Genomic DNA, 21,779 nt, shown 5'->3' with positions numbered 1-21,779 from the left:
CAAAATTAATCGTTCCAGTTTGACAGCCTGAATAAACTTTGTCATTAGTGTAACCATTAAACCTTAGTATACTCACTTTGACCCTCCATCCTTTGATGGGTAAAGATTAATTAGTAGGATCTAATATGACTGACAGCACCATTTTCGACAAAATAATCGCCAAAGAAATTCCCGCTGATGTGATTTATGAAGACGAGCACACCTTGGCTTTTAAAGACATTAATCCACAAGCACCTTTTCACGCTTTGGTGATCCCTAAACAACGTATTGTAACCATCAATGATATCAATGAAGATAATGCTCACTTAGTTGGCAACCTTTATGTCGTTGCAGCTAAACTGGCTAAGGAGTATGGCTTTGCTGAAGATGGCTATCGTGTCGTCATGAACTGCAATGAAGATGGCGGACAATCGGTATACCACATTCATTTGCATGTATTAGCTGGTAAAACAATGGGATGGCCACCTTACCAAGACAACAAGAAAAAATTAATTTAAAGTATTCTTTGTTAATTATTGTAAACGGTTAAGTTATTATACTGAAAACCAAAATTGTTTTTAGATCAGTTGCTTAAGGCGTATTAAGCGACAACTCGACGCCCTGTATTACTTTAACCACATGGATATATAGCAAATACTTCTATGACCTAACCAAAATACTAATACAAAAGGGCGGAACCTCATGTTAGCATTAAAGCAATCAGTTTGAAGAAGAGTGTTAGCATCAATGAGCAGTTCTGCCTTTTTGTTATTAGACAAAAACCCAATCAACACCATAGGAATTAACGTCCTTCAGCCATTGCTGAAAACGCAAGGGTTGGAAGTCAAAGCAAGTACAGAGATTGAAGATGTGCCTGAAGGCACCCGTATCTTGTTTATCGAAACGGCAACAAATGACGCTTGGGGTACCTTGAAAGAGCAACTCACCCGTCTAAAAGTTAACTGTGACATTGTACTATTTAACTTAGATGAAAACCCAGAGCTCGCGAATCGCGCATTACTGAGCGGTATACGTGGCGTTTTTTATACCACAGACAATGCAGATGTACTGATGAAGGGTATTCGTTTGCTGATGGAAAACCAGCTTTGGTACCGCCGTGAAATTATGTGCAATGCACTTAATCGCATGCTGCAATTTAACAAAGATGCTCTTCATAAATTAACCGAAGGTGATATTGAGCCAGTCAAATTGACTAAACGCGAAAAAGCCATTATTTCGTTAATGAGTAAAGGTGCGAAGAACAAAGAAATCGCTGAAGACCTAAATATCAGCCCGCATACGGTTAAAACACACCTTTATAGTGCGTTCAGAAAAACAAAATGCCGTAACCGTATCGAACTTCTTTCGTGGGCCCAACAAAATATTCCCGATGAAATTCGATAACACTACTTTTTAATAACAGCCGCATATGCGGCTGTTTTGTTTCTTTACTCCCATCAAACAAGTCTCTATGCTAGCTAGTTAAGTACCTCATTCATAAAAATAATAAACGCTATGTTTGATCCAAAAACTTTGTATATTACCAGTGCTGCCATGATGGCGATGATGGTGTTACTCAACTTTTTAACGTGGCGAACCAACAAAGATACTCCCGGTACTTTACTTTATATTTTTTATCCGCTTGTTTTGTTTGCTGCCATTATCGGTTTTTCAATTCATAGCCAACTCAATATGTGGCAAACCATTGGATGTGCCAATGCCTTGTTATTTACCGCTTCCATTATTCATTGCTTCGCGATTTCACAGTTTTTAAATTATAAGGGCATTGAACTAAAGCTCTTTTTAAGTGTAACAGCAGTGTTGTTTGTTGGCTTGGTATACTATAGTGTCATTGATGATCACCTGAGATATCGCATTCTCGTTTCTGATTTACAACACATTGCAGAAACCATCTTCCTCCTTTACCTATTTTGGCGTTTTGCAAGGCCGCTTTACCCAAATGGCACCATCGTTTATACCATCATCTTGATGCTTGTTATGGTTGCTTTCACTGCCCGAACTTTCTTAATGGGAGAAGTGACACCTTTTACTTTGCTTGATGACAACTGGTTTGTGACAACTCTGTTTATCAATGGTGTACTAGCCCCTATTTTTTATGCAACGGGCATGGCTTTACTCTGTAATGAGAGAAGAGAACTCAACTTAAATCGACTGACTGCCAAAGCACAGAAAGATTTAGAAATAAGAGGGCTTTTCTTATCCACCATTAGTCATGAAATTCGTACCCCCCTAAATGGTATTTTAGGTAGTGCCCAGCTAGTACTTAATCGCACCACTAACCATAGGAACAAAGCCTATTGTGAAGCCATTATTAACTCAGCTGAATCACTGAACTTATTAATAGACAAAGTACTAGACTACGCTAGCCTAGACCAAAGTGATGAAGCACTATATGAAGAGGATGTTGAGCTCAAAAGCTGGCTCAATAACCTTTGCCTGCTATTAAGCCCTCTCGCGGAGCAAAAAAAGCTGTCCTTTGAGTTAGTCTATGATCTGCCGGAGCAGGCCTGTTATTACTGTGACCAACAAAAGCTTCGCCAAATAGTGATCAACTTAGTTGGTAACGCGATTAAATTTACCGACAAAGGCAGTGTACGGATCCGTGTTGAGCTCGTGGCAGAAACAAACATGAGCCACACAGTGCGCTTTAGTGTCATAGACTCTGGCCCAGGTATAGAAAAAGAGGATATCGATAAACTTACAGAACCCTACGTACAAAGCAGTGCAGGCAAAACAAAAGGCGGTACAGGTCTGGGGTTAGCCATCACCAGCAAATTACTGGAACGTTTAGGCAGTCAACTACAAATACAAAGTGAGATCGGCCAAGGTAGTTCGTTTAGCTTTGATGTAACATTGGCATTAGGTGAACTAAGCTTGGTGGAACAAAGACATCACAACCCTGAGTGCTTACTCGGGTTAAATGTACTTTTAGTGGAAGACTTAGATCTAAACCAAAAGATTGCCATAGAGTTTATGGCAGCCGACGAACATAAAGTTAAATTAGCCACAGACGGCAAAAGTGCTATTCAATTGCTTCAGCAACACCAATTTGATGTGGTACTACTGGATATGAATTTGCCAGATTTGACTGGGCAAGAAGTCATGCGACAGCTAAAAAATATTGAGCACAAAAACAAACGCACCCCGTTTCTTGCTTTCACGGCCAGCCTAAGTCCAGATGAAATAAAAGAATACCTAACGCTAGGTATTAAAGACATTGTAGGCAAACCCATTAAGCAAGAAAAGCTGCGACAAGCCTTGAGCGACTCGCAGACCTCACAAAAACCAACCATAAGCGTGGAGCTATCTGATACTTTGTACGATGAAACCGCTGTCAATTCACTAAAAGGTGGCTTTAACGAAGATGAAATTTCATCCGTGTATAACGAATTTGTGCTCTCGGCACGCAATAAGCTTATTCATATCCAGCAACTCCAAGGTGTTAACAATGAGCAATGTATTAAGTTATTGCATCGCCAAGCCAGTACCGCACTACAACTTGGATTTAATCGCTACGGCTTAGAGCTTAAAAAAATTGAGCGACGCCTACTTGATGGGAAAAGCAGCGATACAGAACTGACTCAAGCCATGACATTATGGCAACAAAGCTTAGAGACATACCTCAGTTATGTACGAAAAAACACTCTAGGATAACGAGTGATTTGGCCCATCAACGATTATTTGCGGCCAATTTTTAGCTATCTGTTTGTACCAGCAACTTATTATTATTTTTTGCATCAATAAACCAGCCTATTATCTGATAAAAGCTGCGAGTTTAACTAGACGAGAACAAGAACTGTTCTAAACTTCATGGATGTTTGCCGTTTTGACTCGCCCCCTTAAACATAGGTAACAAGGATTATGTGATGCGCCAGTTATTTCAGTACTTAACCTCTTTAAACTTGAGTAAAAAGCTTACAATCGCATTTTTACTCGTTGCTTTAGTGCCAATCACGTTCATTATTTCTATTGCTTTATACCAAGCTTCAAAAGCGCTTCAGGCTCAATCTTATGCGCAATTAGAAGCGGTAAGTGAAGTCAAAAAGAACGCGATTATCAGGCATTTTCAAGACCTTGATGACAAGCTGCAAATGCTTGCATTAAGCCCCCATACTGCCAGCGCTGCAAAAGCATTTACTTATGCCATTGCCGATCTTGACCCGCCCACTTATGTTCCCAGCACCTTGAATGATTTTTACACTGGTGAATTTACCGAAAAGTTTATCGCGGAGAATCCAAAATCCCCGCTCCCCGCAAACCTAGTTGATAAATTAACGCCTGAAGGCATCGAACTACAAAATCGTTATATTGCCAGCAACATATTTCCACTTGGAGAAAAAGACAGCTTAATTTCAACTGGTCATGAAGATAGCTATGATAAAGCGCATCAACAGTATCATGAGTATTTTCGTACAATTGCACAAAGGTACGAATTGTACGATTTATTTCTTATCGATAATGATACCGGCATTGTGACGTATTCCGTTTTTAAAGAGCTCGACTTTGCAACGTCTTTAATCAACGGCGCATTTGCGCAAAGTAATCTGGCCAACGTTTTCAATAAAGCTGCTCAGCTAACACATGACCAAACTTATGCTTTTGTTGACTTTCAAGTGTATCTTCCCTCGTATAATGCCCCCGCGAGTTTTATCGCAGCCCCCATCGTTATTGATGGTGAAAAGGCCGCTACGCTGGTATTTCAGGTGTCGGTAGCTGCATTAAACAAGATCATGACTGAACGCGAAGGCTTAGGGAAAAGCGGCGAAACTTACTTGGTTGGACAGGATGGCTTAATGCGCTCAGACTCCTACTTAGACCCGGTCAATCATTCAGTTGTCAATTCATTTAAAAACCCTTCTTTAGGACGGATCGACACAGAGTCATTCAACCTAGCTATATCAGGAGAGCAAGGGCAAAAAGTCGTTATTGATTACAACGGTCACCCCGTTCTGTCGGCCTATACGCCAATAAATATTCTGGGTATTCAATGGGCGTTACTCGCTGAAATAGATGAAAAAGAAGCGTTTGCGGCGGTGAGTAAACTAACGCGGTTACTCGCCATCGTGTTAGCCGTTAGTTTAGCGGTCATAGTTCTCGCCGCCCTCTTGTTCGCTCGCTCTTTAACAAAACCCGTCCATCAACTCGTTCACACCATGCGCCGCGTTGAAGATGAAGGTGACTTTTCACTTCGAGCGCCAGTGTCTTCCAATGATGAAATTGGTGACTGTGCCAATGCATTCAACTCTTTGCTTGATGCCTTACAGCTGTCTATTACTGAGACAAATCGGGTGATGAATACCATGGCCAAAGGCTGCTTTTCAAAACGTATTGAAGCGGAATGTAAAGGGGAATTGGCGACCTTAAAGCAAGCGACTAATCACTGTGCGCACACGTTAGATATCGCAATTGGCGAAATAAACATCGTCGTTAAAGAAATGTCCGAAGGTCAGTTTAGTGGTCAATTAAAAGCCTCTATGTCAGGGGATCTCGATAAGCTAAAAAGCAATGTAAACCAGACACTGCGTTCACTGGACAATACCATGGATGCTATCGTCCATGTCATGGAAAATGTCGAACAAGGCAATTTTAAAGAACAAATTAATGTTGAAGCTGGCGGGAAGCTAAACCAGCTGAAAAATAGCGTAAATAACTCCGTCATGAGCTTATCAGGTGCAATGGATGACATCAGTATGGTTATGAATGCGCTTAGAAATGGTGATTTTTCAAAACGCATCACTCTTCCGCTGCAAGGACAATTGGAAGCGCTGAAAAACGACATCAACTTCAGCGTGACAAACCTCGCCGATATTATGCAAGACATCAGTAACGTGATGGCATCAGTTAGCCAAGGAGACTTCAAACACACCGTAAATTGTGCTGCAAATGGCCAGCTTGGCAAGTTAAAAAAAGACATCAATTTATCTATTGAATCACTCGATTGTGCAGTCAGTGAGATTTCGTCTGTGATGACTGCAATTAGCTTTGGCCGTTTTGACAGAACGATTAGCTCTCCGATGACAGGGCAGCTTGATAGTTTAAAAACTGACATTAACCGCTCTGTCAGTAATCTAAATCAGGTCATTGCTGAACTTGGAAGTGTCATGGCTGCGATGTGCCAAGGTAACTTTAGTCTACAAATAACCTCTGAATTACAAGGTGAACTACTGCAATTAAAAAACGACGTCAATGGTTCAACCGCAATTATCAACGATGCGATCTGCGAAGTCACACAGGTGCTTAGTGCACTGGCTAAAGGTGATCTCACTCACTCGATTCAAGGGGAGTACGAAGGCGTATTTGCTACGTTGAAAGTGGATGTCAATACGACTATTGAAAAGCTCACTGAGGTAATAGAAGGCATTCAATTATCAGCCAATAATGTGTCGCAAAGCGCTTCAGAAATCGCTGACAGTAACACCGAGATCAGTGCGCGTACCGAAGAGCAGGCTGCCAACTTGGAAGAAGCCAGTGCAAGCACCAGTAATATGCTAGATGCACTTACTCATGTATCTAAACGCTCTGGTGTCGCTGTGCAGCTTGCTCATAAGGCAGAAGATACGGCTAGACAAGGCGGCGCTTTGTCAAAGGACACCGTTGCCGCAATCGATGATGTTGAAAAAGCCAGTAAAAATATCAATGAGATTGTCTCGGTGATTGATGGCCTTGCTTTCCAAACCAATTTATTGGCCCTCAATGCAGCAGTTGAAGCTGCAAGAGCAGGCGAAAACGGCCGAGGCTTTGCAGTCGTTGCCAATGAAGTGCGTGAACTGGCGGGACGCAGCGCTGCATCGGCTAAACAAATCAAAGAAATTATCGCCAACAGTAATGACAAAGTAGGCCAAGGTATTGAAATGGCAAATACTTCAGGTCAAAAGCTTGACCATATTGTTGCTGCGGTTGCGGAAGTAAGTGATACCATTGTGAACATCAATCAATCGACCGTCACTCAGCAGCAAGCAATTAAGGAAGTCGATCAAGTCGTACAACGATTGACTGACTTGATCCAAGAAAACTCGGCCATTACCGAAGAAACCATGGCCGCTGCTAAGCAAATGGCTGAGCAATCGCGCGAGATGAAGCGACTACTTGATTACTTCAATCTAGACAAACAGACATCGAATGCGACTTTGCTGGTGCATCAGTTTAACGTGTAACAAACAAGGGCCCATTATGGGCCCTTTCTTCTTTAAACTAATTCAAACTCATCGGCATCGAGATAAGCTGGAAAATGTGCCCTAAACTTGTTCAGCTCATTCAAACTGAGAGTGACGATATTAATACTCTCTAGATCATCACTTGCTTGCATAAGCGGTTGCCCTAAGAAATCATAAGCCGCTGTGCCACCAGAGTGTGCCACTCCTTTACCATCTTCCCCAATACGTGTGCACCCTAACACGTAGCTTTGATTCTCTATTGCGCGGGCGATAAGCAAATGATCCCAAGCATAACGCCTTGCTGCAGGCCAATTTGCAACATTCACCATCACATCATAGTCGTTACGATTTCTTTGAAATACGGGGAACCTCAAGTCATAACATACCTGCGGAAGAATTCTAAACCCGTTAATCGTGTAAATTTCACGGACTTGCCCCGCACCAACATACTCACCTTCGTTGCCTAGGCGAAATAAGTGACGTTTATCGTAAAACTTAACTTGCCCATCAGGCCAAACCCAATAAAAACGATTGCGCTTTTTCTTTTCCAACTGAACCAAAACCGAGCCTGCAACAACCGAATTTAAGCGTTGAGCTGTTGCTTTCATCCAGTTTAGCGTGTGCCCATTTTCCACCGCTTGTGCCACATCTAAGTCAATGGCAAAGCCAGTAGAAAAAGTCTCTGGCAACAGCACTAAGTCTACTTGCCCACATTGTGACAAAAGCTCATCAAGGTGAAGTAGATTTTTTTCGATGTTACACCAATGAATATGGGTTTGTAACAACGCGACTTTCAGCGTATTTTCTACAATTGACATAATTTGTTTGCAGCCTCTAACAGAGTTGAAGTTTCCTTTGCAAAGCAAAGGCGGATTACTTTGTCACCGACTGGCGTTTGATAAAACACACTCAGTGGAATGGCAGCTACACCAACTTCTTTAACGAGGAATTCACAAAACTCCGTATCCGCTTGCTGTGATATTTCAGAATAATCAAGCAACAGAAAGTAAGTGCCTTCACTCGGGAGGACCTTAAAACGGCTATTGGCAAGCGCCGCCACTAACGTATCTCGCTTTTGCTGGTAAAACGAGGCTAACTCACCAACATGCTGCGGTTGAACTTTTAGCATATCTGCCAAAGCCAACTGCGCAGGCGTAAAACTAGAAAACGTCACATATTGATGAATTTTTTTAAACTCAGCCATCAAAGTCGGTGGCGCAACACAGTACCCCATTTTCCAACCAGTGCAGTGAAATGTTTTACCAAAACTGGAGACCACGAAACTACGTTCAAAAAGTACGTCGTCAGACAAGGCACTTAAGTGCGCTTGATTATCAAAAGTAATGTGCTCATACACTTCATCGCTTATCAGTAGCAAATCATGCTTTACTAACAAGCTTTTTAAGGCGACCAAGTCAGCAGGCTTTAGCACCTTCGCACTGGGGTTATGCGGTGTATTGACAATCAGTGCTCGTGTATTTTGGGTAATGGCATCCTCGACTTGCTGCCAATCAACGTAGTAATCAGGAGCACGCAGAGCGATATGCACAGGCTTACCACCTGCCAATTCAATCGCTGGTGCATAGCTATCATAAGCAGGATCAAAAATGATAATTTCATCATCCTTACGTGTGATTGCTTGTATTGCCACAAACAAAGCTTCGGTCGCACCACTGGTCACAGTGATCATGCTGTGTAAATCAACGTCACGGTCATAACAGTGATTTATCAGGTTGGCTATTTCTTGCTGTAATGCCGGCAGACCAGATGAGGGTGAATATTGATTGCACCCTTGTTCACTGTAGTGGGCAAGCTGCTGTTTGAGAAAATTTGGCGCATCAAACTCAGGAAAACCCTGAGATAAATTAATGGCTTGATATTGATTGGCCAGTGCAGTCATCTGACTAAAAATACTGGTGCCTACATGCGGTAATTTACTTTCCAATGTCCGTCTCTCTTTGATGATGGTGCAAAACTAAAAGCAATGGTATCATTACACAAATAGATGTATAGCCGTCTAAAATATTTTTTAGCTTTAACACAAGGTAACACAGGATGAACAGTGATGCTGCAAAATCAGAGCTCATTGAAACTGGCCAATGGGTGAGCCAGCGTGGTTGGGTACCAGCTACCGGTGGCAACTTCTCGGTTAAAACACAAACTGGCTTTGTAGTCACCGCCAGTGGCCATGATAAAGGCTACCTCAATAACGAGCACTTCTTAGAATTAGACGAACAAGGCACAATTGTACATGGCTTAGGAAAGCCATCAGCAGAAACGGCACTGCACCTAAAACTATACCAACTTGTGCCTAGTACAGAATGTGTATTGCATACACATTCTGTTGCCGCAACCGTATTATCTCGGTATGAGCAAAGCAGTGTACTGTCTGTCCATGGTTACGAGATGCAAAAGTCTCTCACCGGCATTTCAAGTCATCATACCCCTGTAAACATCCCTATTTTCGACAACGATCAAGACATTGATAAACTTGCAGAGCAGGTAGCCAAGTACCACAATCACAGTCCTGTGACCCATGGCGTACTTATTCGTGGTCACGGCCTTTATGCTATAGGCAGTAGTGTCAATGAAACTCGACGTCACATCGAGGGGTTAGAGTTTTTATTTGCGTGCGAATTAGAGCGCATAAAATTGGAGAAGTCATCGTGATCAAAGCGATTTTAACGGACATTGAAGGCACAATTACCCGCATTTCTTTTGTCAAAGACGTGCTTTTCCCTTATGCGGCAAAACGCATGCCTGATTTTGTGAGTGAGCATCAAAATAATGCCCAAGTGAAAACACAAATTGAAGCGGTTAAACAGGAGCTAAAGAGCCCAAATGCAGATATAAATACTGTCATTAGCGCCTTGCTTACTTGGATTGCGGAAGATAGAAAAATAACACCTCTAAAACAGCTGCAAGGGTTAGTGTGGCAATTTGGCTATGAAAACGGTGATTTTACTGGCCATTTATATGACGATGCCTACCAGTTTTTGGAGCAACAGAAAGCGAGCGGTCGTCAGCTGTATGTTTACTCTTCAGGCTCTGTCAAAGCACAACAGTTGTTGTTTGCACATTCAGACTTTGGTGATATTCAAGCATTATTCAGTGATTTTTTCGACACCAAAGTGGGTGCCAAGCAAGACCCCGAGGCGTATCAGAATATTCTATCAAAACTACCTTTCACAGCCGAAGAAGTGCTTTTTTTAAGTGACGTTGTTGCTGAGCTTGATGCCGCTAAAGAAGTGGGCCTCAAAACATTACAACTGCTGCGAGATGGGCAAGCGACATCAAACGCACACCCAGTTGTCAGCGACTTTACAAAATTTGATGAAGGAGCATTACTGTGAGCCTATTAAGTATTTATAACGAGAACACGCCTAATACACCACTTGAAAAAGAAAACAACCCAAATGCAATTGCCAAAAAATTAGCACAACAAGGCGTTCGCTTTGAACAATGGCAAACGGTGACGGATATCCACGCTGACATGTCTCAAGATGACATCATTTCTGCCTATCAAACTGACATAGACAGGCTCAAAGCAAAAGATGGTTATCAAACTGTGGATGTGATCTCATTTGCAAAAGGCAACCCAAATGCAGCACAGCTTCGAGAGAAATTTTTATTTGAACACACACACTCAGAAGATGAAGTGCGCTTTTTTGTTAACGGGCAAGGACTTTTTTGCTTACACCTGCAAGACAAGGTGTATCAAGTACTATGTCAGCAAGGGGATTTAATCTCAGTGCCTGCAAATACTTCGCATTGGTTTGATATGGGAAGTGACCCTGAATTTACGGCAATTCGATTATTTAACAACCAAGAAGGCTGGGTTGCGCAAGGCACCGACTCTGACATTGCTAAACTCTTTCCGCTACTCGATTAATCAAAAAAAGCAGTAACTCCTGTTACTGCTTTTTCGCTTCATTTTGCATGGTAAAGTATTGCTTTAAAGCTTTAGATGCTGCGATAAGAATGCTAAAACTTGCTCATAATATTGCGTTCTGCTTTTTGCTGTATAAAAGCCATGCCCCTCATTCTCAAGCACATAATAACTGTAATCTTTGTCATTTTTTTTCAAAGCGTTGACTAATGACTCTGCTTGTTCAATGGGCGCTTTCTTATCTTCTCCGCCATGGACAATAAACACTGGGACTTTCAGTTTATCTACATTATAGCTGGGTGAAATTGCGCTCAACTTCGCTGGTTCATCGCCGAGTACTTTTTTCAGATAACTCAAACCAGCGTCACTTTCGGACAGCTCGCCTGTTTCAAACATTTTAGGCAAGTCGTACATCCCCATCACCCCAACGGCACATTGAAACATATCAGGCTCCAAAATTGCGCTTTGCAATGCCGAGTAACCACCAAAACTCGCCCCCATAATGCAAACCCGCTTCTTATCAGCAATGCCTTTATCGAACAAGAAGTTTACCCCATCAATGATATCGTGCTGAACCGCCCCTCCCCAGTGACGATAACCTGCTTCTTCAAACTCGCTACCATAACCACTCGAACCTCTATAGTTAACTTGAAGAACTGCTAAACCACGACTGGCCAACAGTTGCACCTGAGGATCAAACTCCCAGACATTTCGCTCACCATGAGGGCCTTTATGAGGCAATACAACTAAGGGCAGGTTTTGCTTTTCTTTGCCTTTAGGCACAGTTAAATAACCATGGATTGTGAGTCCATCTCTCGACTTATACGCAATAGGCTCCATGGCTGACATTTGATTTGGGTCCACCCACTTTCTGCTAGATGCTAGATATTTAAGCTCATTCTTTTGCGTATCAAAAAGGTAGTAATCTCCTGGATTCACATCACTGTGCGCCAATACAATAACTTTACTACCATCCGTTGTGGCACTAATAATTTGTACTTGGTTTCCAGGAATTGATGCAAGCAATGATTTTAGCTGCGCACTTCTAGACACATTTTCTCTAGTAAATGCGTAAGTTGGATACCCCAGCTCTAACTCAATCGCGAATAAGCTTTTCTCAACCGGATCAACCCACAATTGTGACGGATCAACTTTTTTATCTTGAAAAATGAGCTTAGTTGCACCACTTTTTAAATTTAGAGAATAAACCCCCTGAGGCAGTCCATTGTGTGAGCCCGAGATATAAACATTCTCACCTGATCCATCAAATGCATGGACTTGAACCTTAGATAATTTTTCAGATAATTGTAGTTCTTTCCAGTCTGATTTATCCGCTGTGCGCACAAAGATACTATCTTGATCATTGTTTTGTGCAGAAACAGCAATCTTCACTTGTCCTTGATTATCAGTTAAAAAGCGACCTTTTCTATTTGGAGCCGCTGCAACTTTTCGCCTTTTCCCCGTATGCACATTGAGTTCGTAAACGAGGGCTACCGCCTCAGTTAACATGTTATCTGGTAACATCTTATCCGAAGATGCCCACGGATAGCTGACGATCAGCGCTTTATCTTCGTCACTGACGAGTGGGTCCAAGAGATAAGAGGTTGCCCGTAATGCTGTTGCCTCTCTCACATTAGAGCCCGTTTTCATCTTGCCACGATAACCAATTAAATATTCGGAGCGACTGCCATCGGCATTAATCCCAAAGAGTTCTCCATAATATTTCGGCTGTGTTTCCCAGCCATCAACATATTGCTTTTGAAGCACAACACGCTCTTCACTCACCCACTCATAATCACCGACTTGACCATTATCTGGAAAATTGACAACGTGAAGTACTGTAAACTTGTTTAACTCTAAGAAGACAAGCACATTCTTACCTGCGTGCTTGGAAATGAACGCCAAGTATTTACCCGTCGGTGAAATTTTTACTTGGTTGTATTCGCGCCCTTTACTGAACGTTTCAATAGGTAGAGGTTTACTGGCATAGCTTGAAGGGCTAAACAATACCACCCCAAGTATGACACTCACTACTAATAGTATTTTTTTCATTTTATTTCTCTCATCCGTTAGCAATAAATTATGGGTAACCACATTGAAACTAAGACTTAATTATTCAATGTAAGGTATCAAAATATGATAATGTTCATATTTTGTACGTCAATAAATCACTTTTAGAGAAAATCTTCCGTTATCACAACGGGCTGTGAATTTTGATCGCGGTTTGGAAATAGAGAGTTTAGAGGAAAATAAGGCAGCGCAAAGCTAGATTTGCGCTGCCCAAAAGAGAGATTTAGAGTTTAAGGTGCTGCGACAAAAACGCTAACACTTTCTCGTAGTAGACCTTTCTATGCTCTGGTTTGTAAAAACCATGGCCTTCGCTTTCAAGTACATAATAATTGTATTCTTTATCAGCCTTTTTCAACGCTTTTACGAGCACTTCTGCATGTTCTATTGGAGCTCGCTCATCTTCACCACCGTGAACAATAAAGACTGGCGCTATTAGCTTATCAACATTGTATACAGGTGAAAAAGCTTTGAGCTGTGCCTCGTTTTGTCCAAGTACCGTGTTCAAATAAGCAATACCTGAATCACGTTCTGCAACGTCCCCTTCTTCAAACATCATAGGTAAGTCATATACACCCATCACGCCAATCGCACATTGAAACATCTCTGGCTCCAAAATAGCACTTTGCAATGCTGAATAGCCGCCAAAACTGGCACCCATAATACAAGCACGCTTTTTATCGGCAATGCCCTTATCAAACAAGTACTTTACGCCATCAATGATGTCATGTTGGATTTCTTTGCCCCATTTACGAAAACCTGCACGTTCAAAGCTTGTGCCATAGCCTTCAGAACCTCTAAAGTTAACTTGCAATACCGCAATCCCACGACTGGCAAGTAACTGAACTTGAGAATCAAATAACCACATATCTCGAACATAATGCGGCCCACCATGTGGCATAACAACTAAAGGTAAATTTTTCTTATCCATTCCATTGGGTACTGTCAGGTAACCGTGGATAGTCTTACCATCTCGTGATTGATATTCGACAGGTTCCATAGCCGACATTTGCTTTGGGTCTATCCATTTTCGGCTTGAAGCGAGATAACCTAGGCTATTTTTCTTAGTATCATATAAGTAATAGTTACCCGGATTCACATCACTGTGTGCAAACACCACAACCTGACTACCATCTTTAGTCGCGCTTACAATTTGCACCTGATTGCCAGGAATAGAAGCCAATAAGGACTTTAGCTGCTGTTTTCTGACCGAATTTTCTTTAGGGAACGCATAGGTTGGATAACCAGGGTCCAACTCAATCGCAAACAATGTCTTATCAGCTGGATCTATCCATAACTGTGTGGGGTCAACCTGTTTATCTTGGTATATAGACTCCAGTTCATTGGTAGTTAAATTAAGTGAGAATACGCCTTTAGGCTCACCTTCATAGGAACCTGTCACGTATACACGCTCACCGCTTTTATCAAAACCGTGTATGTCTATTTCAGCCAGCTTTTGCGGTACTTTTAATGCTTTCCAATCCGGCTCTTTACGACTGCGTACATGAATCTCTGAACTCACACCATCGTCTGCCGACACCCAAACGATGCGAACTTCGCCCTGATGGTCGGTAAGAAAATGACCACTCTTTTTTGGTGATGCTGCAATACGATTTCTTTTACCGGTATGAATGTTCAATTCATACACATGAGTGACAGGCTCAGAGGAACCAGACCAAGGGTAAGTCACAATCAATGCCTTATCGTCATCATGCACCAGTGGGTCTAGAATGTATGAAGTACCATACAAAGAAGTGGCTTTGCGGGCTCGTGTACCAGTATTAGTCGTCCCTTTGTAACCCACTAAATATTTAGCACGACTACCATCGGCATTAATGCCAAATAGCTCACCATAATATTTTGGTTGTGCTTCCCAGCCACTGATATATTGCTTTTGCAATACAACACGATCTTCACTGACCCATTCATAATTGCCTACTTCACCATCATTTGGGAAATTAACAATGTATCGAACTTTGAAGTCATTCAACCCAAGAAAAATTAAAACATTCTTGCCGTCATGTTTTGAAACAAACGCCAAGTATTTGCCGGTAGGAGAAATTTTAACTTGATTATATTCTCTACCTTTACTGAAAATATCAATCGGTAGTAGCTGCTTCGCAGCGGCCATCGTGCTAAAAAGCATTGAGGCCATCAAAACCAAAACAACAAAAACTGTTCTGAACATCTAACTTATTTATCCATATTACGTTATTAAACGAATCGCCATAGTAAATAGACAACTTCGCAAAAAGGTGCCAATTATACCTTTAATCAATATAACAATGTTCATATATTGTAATGCTAAGTAAATGCGCCTTGGATAATGTCATCCTCTGTAAAGTGGCCTTTATCTAATATCCAGCCAGTGACTAACTTGGCGGGTGTTACATCAAAGGCAGGATTGAATACCTCAGTATTCTCCGGCGCCCAATGACACGACCCAAAACTACCACTGACTCCAGTTACTTCACTCGGATTACGCTGCTCGATTGGAATGGTCTTGCCATTTTTACATGCCAAATCGACCGTGGTATATGGCGCAACTACATAAAATGGAATGTTATGATAATGTGCCAATACTGCTAAGTTATAAGTCCCCACTTTGTTTGCAAAATCGCCATTGGCGGCTATCCTATCCGCTCCCACAAAGATTTTATCTACGTGTCCTGATGCCATAAGGCTGGCTGCCATGTTGTCACAGATGAGTGTATAAGGAATTTGCCATGAGGCTAATTCGTACGCGGTTAATCGACCACCTTGCAGCAAAGGACGGGTCTCATCGACCCACACATGAATATCACCGTGACGTTGGTGTGCTTTGTAAATCACACCCAATGCGGTGCCAATACCAGCAGTCGCGAGCGCACCAGTATTACAATGCGTTAGGATTCGGTCGCCACTTTGCACTAACTCAGCGCCAAAGCTTGCCATTGCATCACACAAAGCCACATCTTCTAAAAACAATTGTTCAGCGGTGTGTACTAAGGTGTTCACAAAATCATCTTTCAATAACGCTTCACGCATGCGCGCCATACAATACATTAAATTCACCGCAGTTGGGCGGGTTGCCTCCAGCTCGTTTATCGCTTGCGCTAATTGCGCTTTGCTCTGACCTCTTTCAGCCAGCATAGCAACCAGCAATGTAGCCGCCAACCCAATTAGGGGAGCACCTCGCACCTTTAATGAGACAATGAGTTCTTCCATCTGCGCAACATTTTCACACTGATGCCAAACCTCTTCATGAGGCAAAAGATATTGATCTAACACATATAACTTATTTTCGGTGTACTTAAGACTGCGCGCTACTAAAGGTTGCATGTTGATTCTCTCAATTAGCTGAACGATGCCATTTTACCGAATAAGAAAAAGAAGCATAGACATCTAAACATTTAAAAGTTTAGAATTCTATAGGATCTTTTACTAATGATGGTGAGCCATGAACGATTATATTGCATTCGATAATGACCGAGCACTCGACTATATCAAGCAGCTTGGAGTGTTTTTCGCTTCGCAAGCGCAGCTTACTTGCTACGAATTTGGTGATGGTAATCTCAATCTTGTATTCAGAGTGGCTGACCAACAAGGCCACAGTATTATTTTGAAACAAGCGCTACCCTATGCTCGATGTGTTGGCGAGTCCTGGCCACTGACGCTTGATCGAGCACGTATAGAAGCAAGTGTGCTGCTCAAACATGGCGAAATATGTCCTGAAATCACAGCGAAAGTACTGCATAAAGACGATAATTTGGCCATCACGGTTTTGGAAGATCTTGGTCATATGCGGATACTTCGCGGTGAGCTATGCAAAGGCATAAAGTTTGAAAATTTAGCGCAAGATGTGGCGCAATATCTTGCCAAATCCAGCTTTTTTACTAGTGATTTTTACTTAAACCCTCAAGATAAAAAAGCACTAGTCAAAGAATTCACCAACCCAGAGTTATGTGCCATTACAGAAGCACTTTTCTTTGATGACCCATACAGAGAAAGCGACAGAAACGACTTTCCTAACACACTAAATGATGAAGTTAAGCGACTACAAAATAACGATGCTCTTAAATTGGCCGTGGCACAGCTCAAAGCAAAATTCTTAAGCTCTCCCCAAGCGCTTCTGCATGGGGATGTACATACAGGCAGTATTTTTGTTGACCAAAAGAGCACTAAGTTAATTGATCCCGAATTTGGCTTTTTTGGGCCAATCGGTTTTGACCTAGGCTCATTCATTGGTAATTTGCTACTGAATTACTGTGCACATTATGCACGGACACCCGAACAACCCAAAAGACGTGACATACACACCTATTTGCTCAACTGCATTCAAACTTGTATTGGTGAGTTTGAACACACGTGGCTAACATTAGCACAGCAACACACGCAAGACTTGGCACTGCAAGCCAAGGGCTATAGTGAACTGTTTGTAATGCAAATACTGCGTGATGCTTATGGATATTGTGGTAGTGAACTGATCCGCCGTACCATTGGCTTGGCACATGTGGCTGATATTGAAAGTATCGAAGATGAGCAAAGCAGGTTAGCCGTACAAACACAAGCATTACAATTAGGTGAGCAACTCATTTTACAGTCGCCCAAATGCCAATCTCGCCAAGAACTGTCTCAATTGTTGCTTAGCCTATTGTTGTGACTAAACCAATCTAAAAGTAAACCCAGCTAATCGCTGGGTTTACTTCTACTCGAATATTGAAAATAACGACCTAGTGAGTCTGTTTAAGTGTCTTGGCAATATATACATCTATTTGCTGTTCAAGCACGTTGAGCGGGATCGAACCGTGACGCAACACCTGATAGTGGAACTCTCTCAAATCAAAACGCTCACCCAATTGCTGCTCTGCCTTTTTACGCAACCTTTTTATGGTCAGTTCACCTATTTTGTATGACAAAGCCTGACCTGGCCATGAAATATAACGATCTGTTTCAGTTTTTACATTATGTAGCGACAAAGCGGTATTGTTCTTCATGAAATCCATTGCTTGTTGGCGGCTCCAACCAAACATGTGCATACCTGTATCTACCACCAAACGTGCGGCACGCCACATTTCATAGGTTAATCGACCAAAGTTGCTATATGGATCTTGGTAAAACCCAACCTCTAAGCCCAAGTACTCAGCATAGAGCCCCCACCCTTCACCAAACGCTGAAATATATTCCGTACGCCGATAATCAGGCAAATGAGTTAGCTCTTCATTGATTGAAATTTGCAAGTGATGCCCAGGCACAGCTTCATGTAGTGTTAATGCCTCTAACACATATAGCGGGCGCTTATCTAATGCATAAGTATTAACCCAATAATAACCCGCTTCTTTATCATTACTAGCAGGTGCATAACGACCAGTGGTATATTTAGGGGCAATACTCTCAGGTACGGCTTTAACCCCATATGGGCGTTGCGGCAGTGTATGGAACAACTTAGGTAATTGCGCGTCGATGCGCTTGGAAATATAGGCAGCTTCTTTTAATAATTGTACTGGAGTTTTAGCATAGAACTGCGGATCGGTTCTTAAAAAGTGAATAAACTCAGCAAATGTCCCCTCAAAACCAACCTGCTCAATCACCTGTTCCATTTCAGCGCGAATACGTGCCACTTCTTTTAAACCAAGCTCATGGATCTGCTCAGCAGTCATATCCGTCGTGGTGAAGTATTTGATTCGGTTTGCATAAAATGCTTCACCGTTTGGAATATCTTTAATTGCAATTCCGCTTCTTGCCGCAGGGCGATATTGTTGAGTAAAAAACTCAAGATACTTTTTATAAGCCGGGATAACGGCACGAGATAACACTTCTTTCGCTTTACTTTGCATACCAGCAAACTCTTGCGCTGATAATTTCGCTGAATTATTGACAAATGGCGCATAAAACGGTGATTGGATTACATCGTCGTGGATAAAGGCCTGAATTGACTCTTCATATCCTTCTAATACAACTTGCGGTTGCGTATATTCCACTTCCATACCTTTACGCATCCACGCCATGTTTTGGTCAAAATAGCGGGGAATTTGCGACAACCTTTGCAAGTATAGATTAAGCTCTTCTTCATTCGAATAGTCACTAAGCCAAATGATCTCAGTCAGGTCTGAGTGGAACCCTCCTTCAGAATTCAGTGGCATATAGTGTTTATTAAAATAATAACTATCAGCACGGCTTTGCACTTGAGCACGTAAAATAACGTAGTTAATTTTGTTTTGCTCATCTAATTTCGTAACATCAACCTCAGACAGACGAGCCAAAAAGCGCTCTCTCTGCTGGTTAGTCTTCGCGAGAAAATCTGCATCTAAGTTGTATAGCAAGTAATTCGCTTGAACTGAAGACTGCTTATATGGGTTTATCTGTGCATTAAACCGGGTTATTTCGTCAGCTAAGTTGTTGAACTGCACATCAGCTGAGTTTGGCGTTAATTGACAGCCAAACAATAACGAGCAAAAAACCAACAAATTTAACGTTGAAATCACATTTTTATTCACATTATTGTCCTTGGTACCGATTTTTATCAGACTTTACCTGAGCCAATCTAGCAACTGCAAATAAAAGAGCTCAATTCCATAAATTGCAATGCGAAGGAAAAGCAGGCAAACTAAGACAAATTGATGATATAAACGGTGAACCGACGCATAAATTTAACTTTTTTATTTCAACCTTTCATGTTTTACTTTTAAATACAAACAAGAATAAGTACTCTGGTACGAACACTTTAACAAAGCACTGTCGCAGTTAAGCGATAGGATTGAATAACTCAATAAACGATCTCATTGTTGCGGTAAATAAAATGATGTTCCATGACTCCATGGCGAGCGCCCAAGAAAAAATGACACAGGTTTGCCTGTTTTTAGAGTTGCATCATTTGCCTCCAACTCCCTTGAATTATCAAGTTGCATACACCTATATCAGCAAAACCCACAACCAGCTCAATCAGTCTCTAGACGCTGCAATAAAAAACAAGCAGCGCATTGATAACATTTTCATCGAAAACCTCTATTTTGAACACCTGAATCTAGGTCATAAGAAAGAGACTGAATTACTCGATAATGTTGATGGTTTACTGACTAACCTGACAAAGAACACCCAAGAGTCACATAGACACATTACCTCATTTGCCAACACCGTGCATAATTGCGTAAACAGCTTTGATGAACACAATTTGTCAAAAACTAAGGTGTTATTGAATAAGATAAAAAACAGTGCGGACCAATTAGCCAAACGCCACACAGCTTTCAAAGAGCAACTAAAAAAAGCCTATTTGTTACAACAAAAATCGCAACAAGCATTGCAACAACTGCGTAAACAACATGTCATCGATCCGCAAACTGGGTTGTATAAGCGACACTATCTCAACCAACAGACACAAATCTGGCTGGCACAAGATAAATCTTTGTGCGCGATCGCTATACAAATTACCAACTTTGATGAATTCAACGAGCAATATGGGCCGCTCGTCGGTGATGTTGTGCTCAATCGAGTAGCAAGCAAAGTGCAAAAGTATGTACAAGAAAGCGGTTTACCAGGCAGAACAAGTAAAGAAGAGTTCACCGTCTTACTGGCAGACATAGATTCAGAGACTGCCAACGTGATCGCCGAGAAAATCAAAAATAGCGTAGATAAACTAAAATTTGTGAGTTCAAAAGGTGCCGTAGAGCTACCGCGTATCGCCTTATCTATTGGTATCTGTACGCATACACCAGAGCAAGATTTTAATGAACTGGCACGCAAGGCGCATTTAGCTGCCCACAAAGCATATCTCTCCAATCAAAGTTGCTACGTCACACCATAGACTGAGGTCTGGTTTATTTTAATACCTAAACTCTGAATTTCTGCTGCGTATAAATTGCACCTAGCGCGCGCAATCAAGTACACTAGTAGCCAACTTTAGCGCAACCGCCACAGCAGAGAAGCACCATGAAAGAGTCGCAGCAAAATACCACCGATTTCGGATACAAAACCGTTGCCAGAGAAGAAAAAGCCTCTATGGTGGCCGACGTATTCCATTCTGTCGCAGCCAAATACGATATTATGAATGATCTAATGTCATTTGGTATTCATCGTTTATGGAAGCGCCAAGCTATCGCATGCTCAGGTGTAAGAAAAGGCCATACAGTACTCGATTTAGCCGGTGGCACGGGTGACCTTACCTCTAAATTCAGCCAACTAGTGGGAGATACAGGCAAAGTGATCTTAGGAGATATAAACGACTCAATGCTTAAAGTGGGTCGTGATAAGCTCCGTGATCTAGGCCTTGTCAGCAACATTGAATATGTGCAAATGAACGCAGAAGCCTTGCCATTTCCTGACAACAGTATCGACGTGATCACAATCGCATTTGGTTTACGAAATGTCACCGATAAAGACGCAGCCCTGCGCTCTATGTATCGAATTTTAAAACCTGGTGGCCGTCTATTAATATTGGAGTTTTCAAAGACAGACAATGAAGCCTTGTCCAAACTCTATGACTTCTATTCATTTAACCTCTTGCCAGGCATGGGGAAACTGGTTGCCAACGACAGCGAATCTTATCGTTACTTGGCTGAGTCCATCCGTATGCATCCAGATCAAGAAACACTCAAAGGTATGATGGAAGAAGCAGGTTTCGAGCAAACCAGCTATCAAAACATGACAGGCGGCATTGTTGCCCTTCACCGTGGCTTTAAATACTAGAGAATACA

General features: G+C 41.9%; 16 protein-coding genes. 10 read left to right on the top strand and 6 right to left on the bottom strand.

Going from position 1 to position 21,779, the window contains the following annotated elements:
* Positions 1–125: 125 nt before the first annotated feature.
* The 4 genes from ACW689_RS08370 to ACW689_RS08355 all read left to right on the top strand — a co-directional run bounded on the left by ACW689_RS08370 (position 126) and on the right by ACW689_RS08355 (position 7,154).
* Positions 126–497 (top strand): histidine triad nucleotide-binding protein, encoded by a 372-nt coding sequence (locus tag ACW689_RS08370; protein ID WP_476290257.1) that lies wholly within the window; start codon positions 126–128, stop codon positions 495–497.
* Positions 498–726: 229 nt separating this feature from the next.
* Positions 727–1,383, top strand: a complete 657-nt coding sequence (locus ACW689_RS08365; protein WP_476290255.1) for a helix-turn-helix transcriptional regulator — start codon at positions 727–729, stop codon at positions 1,381–1,383.
* A gap of 111 nt (positions 1,384–1,494) precedes the next feature.
* Entirely contained in the window at positions 1,495–3,654 is a 2,160-nt protein-coding gene (locus tag ACW689_RS08360) for an ATP-binding protein (RefSeq protein ID WP_476290253.1), read from the top strand.
* Between the two features lie 212 nt (positions 3,655–3,866).
* Positions 3,867–7,154 (top strand): methyl-accepting chemotaxis protein, encoded by a 3,288-nt coding sequence (locus tag ACW689_RS08355; protein WP_476290251.1) that lies wholly within the window; start codon positions 3,867–3,869, stop codon positions 7,152–7,154.
* Between the two features lie 32 nt (positions 7,155–7,186).
* Here ACW689_RS08355 and ACW689_RS08350 read toward each other — a convergent pair whose 3' ends face one another.
* Positions 7,187–7,972: an amidohydrolase gene (locus tag ACW689_RS08350; protein WP_476290249.1), complete on the bottom strand. Its 786-nt coding sequence runs from the start codon at positions 7,970–7,972 to the stop codon at positions 7,187–7,189.
* Positions 7,960–9,054: a methionine aminotransferase gene (locus ACW689_RS08345; protein ID WP_476290283.1), complete on the bottom strand. Its 1,095-nt coding sequence runs from the start codon at positions 9,052–9,054 to the stop codon at positions 7,960–7,962. Before ACW689_RS08345 ends, ACW689_RS08350 begins: the two co-directional genes overlap by 13 nt.
* A 155-nt stretch (positions 9,055–9,209) precedes the next feature.
* Between ACW689_RS08345 and ACW689_RS08340 the strand changes: the two genes are divergently transcribed.
* From ACW689_RS08340 to ACW689_RS08330, 3 genes are read left to right on the top strand one after another with little or no spacing between them, the layout of a single operon-like run.
* Positions 9,210–9,824, top strand: a complete 615-nt coding sequence (locus ACW689_RS08340) for a methylthioribulose 1-phosphate dehydratase (protein ID WP_476290247.1) — start codon at positions 9,210–9,212, stop codon at positions 9,822–9,824.
* Positions 9,821–10,507 (top strand): acireductone synthase, encoded by a 687-nt coding sequence (mtnC, locus tag ACW689_RS08335; protein ID WP_476290245.1) that lies wholly within the window; start codon positions 9,821–9,823, stop codon positions 10,505–10,507. The genes ACW689_RS08340 and mtnC overlap by 4 nt, the downstream gene beginning before the upstream one ends.
* Positions 10,504–11,046 carry a 1,2-dihydroxy-3-keto-5-methylthiopentene dioxygenase gene (locus tag ACW689_RS08330; protein WP_476290243.1) on the top strand — a complete coding sequence of 181 codons (543 nt, stop codon included), beginning with the start codon at positions 10,504–10,506 and terminating at the stop codon, positions 11,044–11,046. The genes mtnC and ACW689_RS08330 overlap by 4 nt, the downstream gene beginning before the upstream one ends.
* A gap of 63 nt (positions 11,047–11,109) precedes the next feature.
* Here ACW689_RS08330 and ACW689_RS08325 read toward each other — a convergent pair whose 3' ends face one another.
* The 3 genes from ACW689_RS08325 to mtnA all read right to left on the bottom strand — a co-directional run bounded on the left by ACW689_RS08325 (position 11,110) and on the right by mtnA (position 16,431).
* A complete protein-coding gene (locus ACW689_RS08325; RefSeq protein WP_476290241.1) occupies positions 11,110–13,095 on the bottom strand; it encodes an alpha/beta hydrolase family protein in 1,986 nt (661 codons plus the stop codon).
* A 241-nt stretch (positions 13,096–13,336) separates the two neighbouring features.
* Positions 13,337–15,298, bottom strand: a complete 1,962-nt coding sequence (locus ACW689_RS08320; protein ID WP_476290239.1) for an alpha/beta hydrolase family protein — start codon at positions 15,296–15,298, stop codon at positions 13,337–13,339.
* Positions 15,299–15,414: 116 nt separating this feature from the next.
* The gene (gene mtnA / locus ACW689_RS08315; RefSeq protein ID WP_476290237.1) at positions 15,415–16,431 is read right to left on the bottom strand and encodes an S-methyl-5-thioribose-1-phosphate isomerase; all 1,017 of its coding nucleotides are present in this window, start codon (positions 16,429–16,431) and stop codon (positions 15,415–15,417) included.
* A 118-nt stretch (positions 16,432–16,549) separates the two neighbouring features.
* On the opposite strand from mtnA, the gene mtnK reads away from it, so the two are divergent.
* Entirely contained in the window at positions 16,550–17,752 is a 1,203-nt protein-coding gene (gene mtnK, locus ACW689_RS08310) for an S-methyl-5-thioribose kinase (RefSeq protein ID WP_476290235.1), read from the top strand.
* A 70-nt stretch (positions 17,753–17,822) separates the two neighbouring features.
* On the opposite strand, the gene ACW689_RS08305 is transcribed toward mtnK, so the two are convergent.
* Entirely contained in the window at positions 17,823–19,586 is a 1,764-nt protein-coding gene (locus ACW689_RS08305; protein WP_476290233.1) for a DUF885 domain-containing protein, read from the bottom strand.
* Between the two features lie 320 nt (positions 19,587–19,906).
* Here ACW689_RS08305 and ACW689_RS08300 point away from each other — a divergent pair, with 320 nt between their 5' ends.
* Positions 19,907–20,890, top strand: coding sequence for a GGDEF domain-containing protein (locus ACW689_RS08300; RefSeq protein WP_476290281.1), 984 nt, complete (start codon positions 19,907–19,909; stop codon positions 20,888–20,890).
* 125 nt (positions 20,891–21,015) lie between these two features.
* Complete coding sequence (gene ubiE, locus ACW689_RS08295) at positions 21,016–21,771, top strand: bifunctional demethylmenaquinone methyltransferase/2-methoxy-6-polyprenyl-1,4-benzoquinol methylase UbiE (RefSeq protein ID WP_476290231.1); 756 nt, start codon at positions 21,016–21,018, stop codon at positions 21,769–21,771.
* The last annotated feature ends 8 nt before the right edge of the window (positions 21,772–21,779 follow it).

This window comes from Pseudoalteromonas sp. ABE4_541 (genome assembly GCF_056312285.1).
This window is presented reverse-complemented; position numbering and strand designations above follow the sequence as displayed.